Genomic DNA, 10768 nt, shown 5'->3' on the forward strand with positions numbered 1-10768 from the left:
GTTATCATTTCGATAATATCATAATGACAATATTGAGAAATGGGGAATGAACGATGTTTGGATTCCGATTCGTGAAGTTTCAACCCAGTGAATATGTAATGAAAATTAAAAATGGGAAGGTGCAGCGCGAAGGTGTAGGACTGTCCTTTTATTATTATGAGCCTACAACGTCGGTTGTTGTCCTGCCTGTATCATCCGTCGATGTTCCGTTTATGTTCGAAGAAATTACGGCGGACTATCAAACGGTGACGGTTCAGGGCCAATTGAGCTACCGCATCGTGGACTACCTGAAAATAACGCAAAGCTTGAATTACACGTACAACTTACGCAAAAACAAATATATCTCTGACGATCCTGGCAAGCTTGATCAACGTGTGATTACGACGGCCAAAGTATTAACCAAGAAGCATTTGGAGCAGATGCCATTGAAGGAGGCCATTCAATCCAGTGAACGGCTTGCAAGCAGCATGAAGCGCGAAGTGGTGCAAAGTGAGGAGCTTGAGAAATTGGGCGTTGAGCTGATGAGTCTATCCATTTTGGCCATTCTGCCGAATAAGGAAACGATGCGGGCACTGGAGGCACAGGCACGGGAAGAAATTTTACGTCAGGCGGATGAAGCATTATATGTGCGCCGCAATGCCTCCATTGAGCAGGAGAGACGAGTGAAGGAAAACGAACTCAATACGGAAATAGCCGTGGAAACGAAAAAGCAGCAGATCAGGGAGACACAATTACAGGCGGAGCGTTCGGTCAAGCAGAAGGAAAATGAAATGGAGCAGGAGCAGCTTCAATTCAACACGGCCATGGAGGAACGGAAACAGCAGCTTATTGAATTGACCATTGCCAATCAAAATGCTGAAGCGGATGCGAAAGCCTATGAAATTGCTGCCGTTATGAGATCTTTGCAGGATGTTGAACCGAATGTACTTCAAGCAATGGCCAATATGGGAATGAATTCGGATAAACTGATTGCGCTGGCATTTCAGGAGTTGGCGGAGAATGCAGGGAAAATTGGTCAGCTCAACATTTCGCCTGATCTGCTGCAAGGTTTAATGTCGACACCTGGAAGAGAGAAGGGAGGCCATGCACGATGAGGCTGGGGAACTCCAATAAGTCTTCACGTACACCACATGCTGACCAAAACCATCTTGGCGATGCCAAGCTGATTCTGGTCAAACGCAGAACAAGATTGGAAGAACTGGTGGTGCGTTATAACACGGTGCAGCAGGCCCAATTTTACATTGAACGTCTTGGTGCCGATTTCAGTGATTATATTGAAGAGGATCGACGTTATCGACATTCCGTGCAGCAGGCCCAGCATCAGCTGGGTCAACTCGGCCGGGTGCAGACCATTGACCGGGAACATGTCCCCAATTTTATATTCGGAGAACAGGACATCGTTGTGGTTGTAGGGCAGGATGGACTGGTGGCGAATACGCTCAAATATGTGACGGAACAGCCGCTCATCGGCGTGAATCCCGATCCCATGCGATGGGATGGCGTACTTCTTCCTTTTACGGTGGAGGATCTGAAGATGATTATCCCGGATGTCATGCGCAAGCAGCGTTCCTTGAAAGAAGTAACTTTGGCAAAAGTGGAACTTAACGACGGACAGTTTCTGTACGGGGTTAACGATTTGTTCATCGGACGGAAGACACATGTCTCAGCCAGGTATGAAGTCCGTTTGGGTTCCTCGGTAGAACAGCAGTCATCGAGCGGTATTATTGTTTCCACAGGACTCGGATCAACAGGCTGGTTCAAGAGTGTGCTGGCTGGAGCAGCCGGCATTGTGGGGTCCGAAGCATGGAAGCATATGCACATCAATGGTGATGATGTTAACGCGGAAAGCCCTGTTACCCGAGGATATCAAATGGAGAACTTTGGGTGGGATGCGCCCTATTTGTACTTTACAGTTCGTGAACCGTTCCCGAGCCGGACAACAGCAGTTAACCTGGTGTTTGGTCAGGTTCATCCGAAACAGCCCCTGCGGATCGTATCGCAAATGCCTGAAGATGGGGTCATTTTTAGCGATGGGGTGGAACAGGACTTTCTTGAATTCAACTCGGGGGTGGAGGCCACCATTGGTCTTGCAGAGAAACGAGGTCGTCTCGTCGTTTAATCTTATATTGCCATCAAGGACTGTTCAAGTGTCGCGTAAATGCTTCAAGGCCTGAAGATCACGAATGATGATCTGTTTTCGATCTACTTCAAGGAGATTCTCCTTCGTGAGCTGATTCAACAAACGATTGGCCGTTTCCCTGGTCGTGCCAATGGAATTGGCGAATTCCTGATGTGTCATGGGCAAGTTGATAATGATTTTGTGACCGGAAGGCTGACCGTGCTGCTCGGCTAACATCAGCAGGAAGGAGAGCACACGATTACGAACGTCCTGGCCGGATAGCACCTGCAGTTTATCCTGAAGTTCGCGAATTTTATCGCCGAGCACCCGCATGATTTTGATCGCAATGGATGGTGTACTTAGCATAAGGCGTTCAAACAGCCTGACCGGGATCGCAATCAGTTCCGCTGGCGTGATGGCTTCTGCTGTAGCGGGATAAGGATGGGCATTGAAGAACCCGGTATGCGGAAACATGTCTCCCGTTTTCAAAAAGGAAACGATCTGCTCGTGCCCGTTCTCATCTGTTTTAAACGCTTTTACGATACCCTTTCGGATAAAAAATACAGCTTCCTTTTCGGTGCCTTCGGAAAAAATAACCGTTTTTTTATGAATGTATCTGGAAATGGCGATATCCTCCACCTGCTTCAATTCCTCAGGACTTAGATCCTGGAAAATGGGGAACTGTTGAAGAAACTCTGCTGCCGTATCTTTGTTTTCCCTGCTCATCAAGATTCATCCTTTCTATATCCATGGCCAGTGGCTGCATCTACAACTATTCATTGAAGCAATTGGACTATATCTCTCAGCATAACCCATGCTGCAATCTTGTAAAAAAATTCCGATCGACGCCGTCTGCACACATGGGCAGTGACAGGCGGTGATATATGAGATGATGCAGTTTGCCTATGAATGATCTAGGTACCACGTGCTTTTGTTTTCTTTTCACATTGTACAGGAAGTATGTTCTTTGTGAAATCAGTCTTCCATTATCGAATCTACAAATGCGGGGTAACGATAACCCGTCTGCTGTATATCATCCTGATGATCATTCCAGTCATCACCAAATATCCATAGATGAAACCATCAAGTATCTACTCTGCTGTGCAGGCATGTGTATGGTAGGTGATGAAGAATAGACGTTTAGTCAAAATATACTGTATCTTGTGCCATGGCTACCTGATGTTTGTTGGGTAACAACCCAGGTTAATGAAAGGTTAGATGTGATAAAGACTTGAGAGGGGATGACCCGGATGTGGGCTGCATTCATGTGGGGAGGCATCTCCGCTTCAGCAGTAGTTATTGGTGCTCTTGCTGCACTGTTTCTCAAGATTCCTAAACGAGTGATTGGCTGGATTATGGCATTCGGTACGGGAACATTGATTGGGGCAGCATCATTTGAACTAATTGGGGATGCCCTGAATGACGGAGGGATTATTCCGACAGCCATAGGATTTACAGCGGGTGCTGTTGTGTACACCTTGTTCGATCTGCTTATTTCCAGCAAGGGTGGTGCCGGACGCAAACGTTCAGCACACTTGAAGACTGGAGACAGCGGTCAGAGCGGGCTCGGCATTTTTGCAGGTACGGTGATGGATGCCATCCCTGAATCCATTATGCTGGGAGCAAGTTTACTGACCGGCAAGGGTGTGAGTGTGGTGCTCATCGTTTCCATATTCGTAAGCAACATTCCTGAAGGGTTGTCAAGCACCGTGGGTTTGCGGGGCAATCAGTATTCCAAATCTAGAATCATCGTGATGTGGCTTGGTGTACTGTTGATTTCTGCGCTTGCGGCCTTATGCGGATATCTCTTTCTGGAACAGCTTCCGGATGAAATGGCTGCGGCCATTGGGGCATTTGCAGGTGGCGGCATTATTGCTATGATCTGTTCTACCATGATGCCTGAAGCTTTTGAAGAAGGTGGTCCTGTCGTAGGCTTCATTGCTTCCATGGGGCTTCTTGTATCCCTGCTGCTTGATCTGTAAAAAGCTACATCCATAAAAGAGTATTCGTTCCCATATCATTTTAGAGATGCGGATACTCTTTTATCTTAGCCGTGATAAAGCAGCATGCGAGGATGGCCAAACTTTTTTCAAGTGAAATTATTCACAAATAATATTAGACCATGTCGAAACCATGTCTCGTGTACGACAGCCCGATGGGGACAATTGTGTCTGAAACAGACTCTCTCCTAACACCTCAATATTCAAAATTCCCGCAAATAGTCACGTTCTTGTACTACGCGATGGAGTTACTTATAATTTTAGGTAGCGCTGGATGGGAAATATTGATGGTTGAAATCTTTTGTTTACTGCTGTGCTGATGAAAGCCGATTAAAATTCAGTCGAGAAAGGAGTGGATTTAATTATGAAGCGATTTGTGGACGAAGGGGCCTACAAATATAATTTTTATTGGGTACTCTGCCGAGGTGAGCGTGTGGATGTCACATGCCAATCCTGTGGTGGTCATGCGTATATTGAAGAATGTCAGGATGAAATAACGTGGAAGTGCTCGGCATGTTATGCGCATGGGGTGGAGAAACCAGTGTATCAGTATCATGCCAAGGGTAATTGTGCTCTCTGTGAACGATGGTTCAATGTTGAAGTAACAGATGGGAAAAAAGTATCACATAAATCCACGCACATCCATTGTCCGCACTGCGGTGCAGTTAATCAAGCCGAGCTGCATAGCAAGCCGGTTTGCAGAAGATATATTATGGACACCCGTGACGGGAGAGACCCCGTTTTTGGGATGGAGCTATATTTCCTGGACCACGTTCGGGGCAAATTGGTATGGGCTGTTAACAGGGCGCATTTAAATTATCTAATTTCGTATGTTTCCGCCGATCTGCGGGTACGACGTGGAAATGTGCCGTTAAAAACAGCATCACACTATCTACCTGTATATATGAAGGAGGCAAAAAACAGGGAGCAAATGGTGCGTACACTCACCAAGCTTCAGCACAAAACGGGCTAAGGTTGATGCTGTACATGTTTGAAGGAGGAAAGGAATGAAATTGCGCGGTAAGCTGCTTACTTTGGCTATTATTTTAGGGATCCTGATGATCCCGGCCTTTTTTATTTTACAAACGTTTGGTGTATTCCAAAAAGAAAAAGTTTTATCAGACTATGCGCTCGCGATCGATGTGGATGGAAAACCGTATGCTGCATGGCCGCTTATTAACAGTTTCGCTGCCATGGATAAGAGCGGAGATCATCGCCAGCTATATTACCGGGTAGATATGAGCGATATTAACTACCTTTTTCAATTGGCTTATCAGGAGTATGACATTTCACCCGACAATGAGAATCCCTATTTGGCAGGGAAGGTGGACTTCCATAGCCTTGAAACCACGTATGTGAAATCGGAAATGGAATATTCCAATGCCAGGGATTACACCACCTTCCTTCATTTTTACAACAAAGAAGGACATGAGATTTATACTTATGAATCTACGGGCAAAGGCGATGGGAATCTGGTACAATCCATTATTCACCAAGGGATGACTCGCTCTCATAACGGAGGAAGTGAACCGGCACGTGACCCGTACCTGAACATTACGGCACTATTTCACGATAAGCTGAATGTGGATGTCAATCTGACCGTAGATGAAGAAAAGAAAATCGTATGGATACGAATGAATAAAGCGGAGGCGAGACCATGAATTTGTTTGGCGTACATAATGGACCTGCATATCTGGAAGGGATCGTTAAGAAAGTAACGGATGGGGAAAACCAGGAAGTGGAGTGGAAAGGCAAGCTGCAAACGAGTGATGGCCATGACAAGTTCCATATCTTTTATTATGGTGACTTGATGGAAGATGATCTGATAACCTGGCAGGATTCGACACCGTTAATCGTATATGCCGAGCACACGGTGACCGGAGAGCGTTACCTGCTTATTGATGCAGCTAAACATGGTTATGATGCGATGCTATGTGAAACTTATCCGGAGGAAGAGCTGAGCAAAAGGACGCTGCGTCCTTATCTGGACGTAGAAGGAGAAGATACGTTTGATGTTCTCTTGTCCGCCTTTTATAACGTTCCTTGGGATGAGGAATTCGGAGAAGATGTGGATGAAGACGGAACCTACGAATTGATTACGGGTGAACAAATGGATTTTGACCAGGTTAAACGGGATGGATATGATGCATTCTCGATTCGTATCGTGAATCGTAAAGGCGTAACAACGGAAATCGTTCAGGAGGAGCTTGCCTGATTGTTCATTTGAATTATAGGACAGAGATCTGAATGGAAGATAGGAGATGTCGTTCATGTACGTAGTAAGTCATAGGTTAAAACCGGTATCTGCGGAGGAGCTTGGACATTTTGAGCAGCAGTATTCTGTATCATTGCCTGCATCCTATCGTCAGTGGCTTGAACAATATGGAGAAGGAACCTATTCGGGTTGGATGAATATCCAGCGGCCCGATCAGGACGTATTGAAGCCTTTTGCAGAGTATGATTTTTGGATGCATACCGAAGAGACACCTGTCAGTCAAGATCAGTTGAAGGAGTGCATTAGTATTGGCAGCTCTGTGGATGGAGATTTTCTGGCCATTCAACCGGAGATTGACGGGCTGCTGTGGCTCCCTCGCCACGATGAACAGATTACGTTGTGGGAACATACCGAATCGGAATTTGGAGATATGCTGGATAAGATCTATGGTGGATACTACCGTCAAACTGCTCCAATCACGCTAAGATATTATGAACCGTGGAATGAGATGAGGAATCATACCTTTTTCCACTTGCAGGATAACGGGGTAGGGCTCTCCCTCCACCACTTGTCCAAGTTATGCCAATCGCAGTTCAAGTGGGATGCCGTGATGGAAAATGATTATACCTGTAAGCTGTTTATGGCTTCAATCGGTGGATACCTGCGTTTTAATTACGCGTATGGGAGAGAAGTTGCTCTTTTCTATGAGGAAACGGACGGGAACCGAGGTACAACGGATTACGACATCGAACAATTTTTGCTCGCGCATCACTGTAAAATCATGAATTGACACGGAGTGGAGGAATCATGGATGAGTTGGTTAAACGAACAGATCGCGGAGCAGTGGAGGAAGGAAGGGAGACGCTATGCCCAGAGTGTAAATGATTTTGTGCGCAGAGGTATGGCGGGAGAAGAGCCGGATGAATCCGAACTGACAGACGACGGAAGAGCCGGAATCAGTGCGCAAGTATGGGACATGGTGAAGAAGGCCAATGAGCAGAACGATCTGCAAAGGCTGCGCACGGAGTTGCCTGCAGCGACATGGCCTTTCAGTGAAACCTTCCAGTCATCCATGCAGGCCGTGCGTATTGCCGGATATCTGAACAACAGTACCGTTGTGTTTAATAGTGGTTTTCATACGGATCAAGGTTGTGTGTATACTGCGGATTCCGAGCAAGTACTTTCTTTTCCACAATATCAATTTGCGGGCCAGTCCCCCGATGCTGCACAGTATGCTCTGGCAGGCAGTGAAGGGATTCGGGTGATAACACATCCAGATCGTCATCTGGAAGGAAAAGAAGTGGCCATGTTCCGCTGGGACGAGATTCAATCGGCTATTCACCAGGCGCTGCCTCGAATTGAATCTCTTGCTGACTGTGAATACCCGGAACGCACACTTGAAGGGCTTATTCCATTTGATGAAGGTCAGGCCCTCCTCATTTTGTCCACTTACGGAATTTATCTGGTGAAACATGGCAAGGTATCTCCAATTCATCCTGATCCTGCAGAGGTGGAGGAGCATGAATTGGAGGATACACAAATTTCTATGGGGCACGCTGCGGTATCACAGAATGGGCGATGGATTGCGTTTGGCAGTCAGGTCAGTGACCATATGCTTCTGGATCTTGAACGTAATCATACTTATTCTCTCTATCCGGAGTCCAGTTATCCGCATCATGCGTTATTTACCAGAGATAGCCGGATGGTATGGTTTAATGCATGTCATTTTTATAATGGAGTTACAATGCAGGTGGAATTGAGTGAAGTAGAAGGCAATGAATCCAGAGAAGATTGGCCGATAATGGATGAAATTGCTCGTGTCTATGCCTCGGTAGAAATACCTGAAGGCATGGTTGTTGGTGATGCTTACGGCTATCTCAAATGTATAGATAAGAAGGGTCAGGAAGTTTGGAGACATTTTGTAGGCAGCACCATCTATTCACTGGCACTTTCGCCTGACCAATCCAGGCTTGCAGTAGGTACGTTTGGGGGCATGGTGCATATTCTTGATCTGCATGCTGACCAGATGGATGACTATAGCATTGGAACAGGAACACTCCGTGAAGTAGAGCGCTTTGTGGTATGGCGTGGAGAGCAGCCTTTACGATGGTAGAGTGGGGGATGTATGACATGCAAAAAGAAATGAGGAAAGCTCATTGAGAATTGAAGAAGCTGTTCTTTTGTTGAAATGTCATGCCTTTGTTCATGACGATCTGGAGCATCCCAAGATGGAGAGCGGCTTTCTGGGAAGCTTGCGCCCTTTCCGCGGGCAGTTAATAGAAGAAAACTTTCACGAGTTAATGGAAATTGTCCGCACGTTGGCATCACAACTTAAGCAGCCCGCACTAAACCGGGAAGTGATGTCCTGCTTATGGAGCATCATCCATTTGGGGCGAGCATGGGCGATATTGCCTGATGGCATGCTGCGCAGGAACCAACTCATTTCGGATGAGCAGATTGCCTTAATGGAAGAATGGCTGGACCTTGTATCTTACGCCGTCATGATTCTGATTGAAGATGGCAGTGAAGAAGAAGCGTTCTGGGGATATAAGGAATATATGCGGGAACAGGCAGAAAATGGTGAGAAGGGGAGAAGGTTGTGAAATCGGATATACACGAAAGAATGCATGAACTGATGAATCATTTGAATGAATTATTGGATGTAAAAGTGAAGGATGAAGAGATTAGGCAGCTATACAATGAGTATCAGGAGAAGAAAGGAGCTTCCGAGGATCGTTTGGCTGCTTTTGAAACCGAGATGGATGTCCGGCTGCCCGAAGATTTTCGCGAATTCTACAAATGTAAAGATGGTAGTGGTTATGCCTTTCATATCCTGTATCCCGGCGATGCCGAGAGAGAGGAATGCACCCCGTTTTACATGATGTCACTTGATGAGATACGGGAAACCAAGCAATATTTCTGTGAGCGTGATGAGAAGCTGAGTGAGTACTATACAGCTGAAGAGATCAGCAAACTTGACCCCGAGATCAAACCTTACTTATTTCATAAACCGTGGATGCCCTTTGCAACGATGGCCGGGGGTTCCCTGTATTTGATGCTGGACTTTGACCCGTCAGAACAGGGCAGTTATGGCCAGATTATTATGTATGTACATGATCCCGATTTTGTTTATTTTATTACAGACACGTTCACTAACCTGCTGAAAGACTCTAATCGTAACCTGGAGATTATGGATGAGATTGAGTACTAGATCACTAGTGAAATCGTAAAATCGATCATAAATTGCAGGAACTGCCTGTAGCAGCTCCTGCACGATTCCAAATGTTATCCCTGCTGGAAAAAGCGATGACCGTGAAAACCTCCGGGACCTCCACCTGGAGGACCACCAGGACCTCCGCCATGTGGACCACCGGGATAGCCGCCTCCAGGGAATGGTCCGTGATGTCCACCTGGGTACCCGCCTCCCGGATACCCTCCATGCCACCATGGACCGCCATAGGGAATGGGCAAAGGCAGTGGGTAATATGGCGGGTATGGATAGGGGTACGGATAAGGATAGGGATAAGGGGGCGGTGGTGTTGGTGGATAATATGGATAAGGATACCCCGCAGAGGACGGAGATGAAATCGAACCAGGTGCGTATGCCATGTGATCAGCCTCCTGTTATTGAATAGGTGATATCAGCCTATGCCACAATGCCACCGCATGACACTGTAAAAATCATCAGAGATATTGAACATGTAGGGGGATTGGCATGAGAATAATACCTTTTCATAAGGCTCCAAGCGGCGCTGCCTATAGATATTTAATTGACGAATTGATGGATAAGACGGGTCGCTTTTTTCTTGTGGACAGACGACACGACAGTGGGGACACTCCAGCGGAAGTCGCCAGAGTTTTCGAGAGATTGGAGCCATATCTGATTGAGCGTTGTACCAGGGAAGAAATGATGATGAGGACAAGAGCATTCTACACAGAAGGAATCTATTACATATATGAATGTACGCCAGCCTCTGGACAGATTCTTAAGGAAGAGGCCGATGGTTTCCTTGATTGGCTGTATCCCTCTTTGCCAGAGGACCTGTGCTTTCTGAATGAAGATGGAAGCGACTATTTGTATACGGAAGCACATGAAGATGGATGTGGAATGCGAATTACAGAACAAGAAGCGAGAGATCTAATGGAGCGTATTCCTGGTTTAATTTTTGTTATGGAAAGGTTCCCTTCCTAATGAAGCTAGAGACTGAAGCCAAAGGCAGATTGGGATTTTGGCAAATTGGAATTCTTTGCAGTTCAACTTGCTTTAACGCCTGGAATAATTTACAACTAGCAAGCAGGCTGACAAAATGATACATTATTCTTCCGGCCGCAAAAGGCACGGAAAACTCAAATAAATATTTTGAGAAATATCTTTACAAGTCATAATGAAATGTGATATATTCTAATTCCGGCCTTGAAAGAGTCGGAAACGAA

Annotated in this window: 13 protein-coding genes; 11 read left to right on the plus strand and 2 right to left on the minus strand. The window is 46.1% G+C overall.

Annotated features, from left to right (window positions below; translation table 11 throughout):
- The first annotated feature begins 53 nt into the window (after positions 1-53).
- Both PIL01S_RS26015 and PIL01S_RS26020 read left to right on the plus strand, forming a co-directional pair.
- The gene (locus tag PIL01S_RS26015) at positions 54-1094 is read left to right on the plus strand and encodes an SPFH domain-containing protein (RefSeq protein ID WP_095292650.1); all 1041 of its coding nucleotides are present in this window, start codon (positions 54-56) and stop codon (positions 1092-1094) included.
- Positions 1091-2119 carry a diacylglycerol kinase catalytic domain-containing protein gene (locus PIL01S_RS26020; protein ID WP_246058566.1) on the plus strand — a complete coding sequence of 343 codons (1029 nt, stop codon included), beginning with the start codon at positions 1091-1093 and terminating at the stop codon, positions 2117-2119. Before PIL01S_RS26015 ends, PIL01S_RS26020 begins: the two co-directional genes overlap by 4 nt.
- A gap of 24 nt (positions 2120-2143) precedes the next feature.
- Here the strand turns inward: PIL01S_RS26020 and PIL01S_RS26025 are convergent, their stop codons facing one another.
- On the minus strand, positions 2144-2845 hold the full coding sequence (locus PIL01S_RS26025; protein WP_127540426.1) for a Crp/Fnr family transcriptional regulator: 702 nt from the start codon (positions 2843-2845) through the stop codon (positions 2144-2146).
- Between the two features lie 524 nt (positions 2846-3369).
- On the opposite strand from PIL01S_RS26025, the gene PIL01S_RS26030 reads away from it, so the two are divergent.
- The 8 genes from PIL01S_RS26030 to PIL01S_RS26065 all read left to right on the plus strand — a co-directional run bounded on the left by PIL01S_RS26030 (position 3370) and on the right by PIL01S_RS26065 (position 9545).
- Positions 3370-4101 carry a ZIP family metal transporter gene (locus PIL01S_RS26030; RefSeq protein ID WP_127540428.1) on the plus strand — a complete coding sequence of 244 codons (732 nt, stop codon included), beginning with the start codon at positions 3370-3372 and terminating at the stop codon, positions 4099-4101.
- Positions 4102-4483: 382 nt separating this feature from the next.
- Entirely contained in the window at positions 4484-5092 is a 609-nt protein-coding gene (locus PIL01S_RS26035) for a hypothetical protein (RefSeq protein WP_127540430.1), read from the plus strand.
- 34 nt (positions 5093-5126) lie between these two features.
- Positions 5127-5780: a hypothetical protein gene (locus PIL01S_RS26040; RefSeq protein WP_127540432.1), complete on the plus strand. Its 654-nt coding sequence runs from the start codon at positions 5127-5129 to the stop codon at positions 5778-5780.
- Entirely contained in the window at positions 5777-6334 is a 558-nt protein-coding gene (locus tag PIL01S_RS26045) for a hypothetical protein (protein WP_127540435.1), read from the plus strand. Before PIL01S_RS26040 ends, PIL01S_RS26045 begins: the two co-directional genes overlap by 4 nt.
- A gap of 55 nt (positions 6335-6389) precedes the next feature.
- Positions 6390-7124 (plus strand): SMI1/KNR4 family protein, encoded by a 735-nt coding sequence (locus PIL01S_RS26050; protein ID WP_164764349.1) that lies wholly within the window; start codon positions 6390-6392, stop codon positions 7122-7124.
- 21 nt (positions 7125-7145) lie between these two features.
- Positions 7146-8447: a WD40 repeat domain-containing protein gene (locus PIL01S_RS26055; RefSeq protein WP_127540439.1), complete on the plus strand. Its 1302-nt coding sequence runs from the start codon at positions 7146-7148 to the stop codon at positions 8445-8447.
- Positions 8448-8490: 43 nt separating this feature from the next.
- Positions 8491-8937: a hypothetical protein gene (locus tag PIL01S_RS26060; RefSeq protein WP_127540441.1), complete on the plus strand. Its 447-nt coding sequence runs from the start codon at positions 8491-8493 to the stop codon at positions 8935-8937.
- Positions 8934-9545 carry an SMI1/KNR4 family protein gene (locus tag PIL01S_RS26065; RefSeq protein ID WP_307721009.1) on the plus strand — a complete coding sequence of 204 codons (612 nt, stop codon included), beginning with the start codon at positions 8934-8936 and terminating at the stop codon, positions 9543-9545. Before PIL01S_RS26060 ends, PIL01S_RS26065 begins: the two co-directional genes overlap by 4 nt.
- Before the next feature lie 74 nt (positions 9546-9619).
- Here the strand turns inward: PIL01S_RS26065 and PIL01S_RS26070 are convergent, their stop codons facing one another.
- Positions 9620-9943, minus strand: a complete 324-nt coding sequence (locus PIL01S_RS26070) for a hypothetical protein (RefSeq protein WP_127540443.1) — start codon at positions 9941-9943, stop codon at positions 9620-9622.
- A gap of 106 nt (positions 9944-10049) precedes the next feature.
- Here PIL01S_RS26070 and PIL01S_RS26075 point away from each other — a divergent pair, with 106 nt between their 5' ends.
- Positions 10050-10526 carry a hypothetical protein gene (locus PIL01S_RS26075; protein WP_127540445.1) on the plus strand — a complete coding sequence of 159 codons (477 nt, stop codon included), beginning with the start codon at positions 10050-10052 and terminating at the stop codon, positions 10524-10526.
- Positions 10527-10768: the final 242 nt, after the last annotated feature.

It is taken from the genome of Paenibacillus illinoisensis NBRC 15959 (assembly GCF_004000925.1).
Lineage (GTDB): Bacteria > Bacillota > Bacilli > Paenibacillales > Paenibacillaceae > Paenibacillus > Paenibacillus illinoisensis.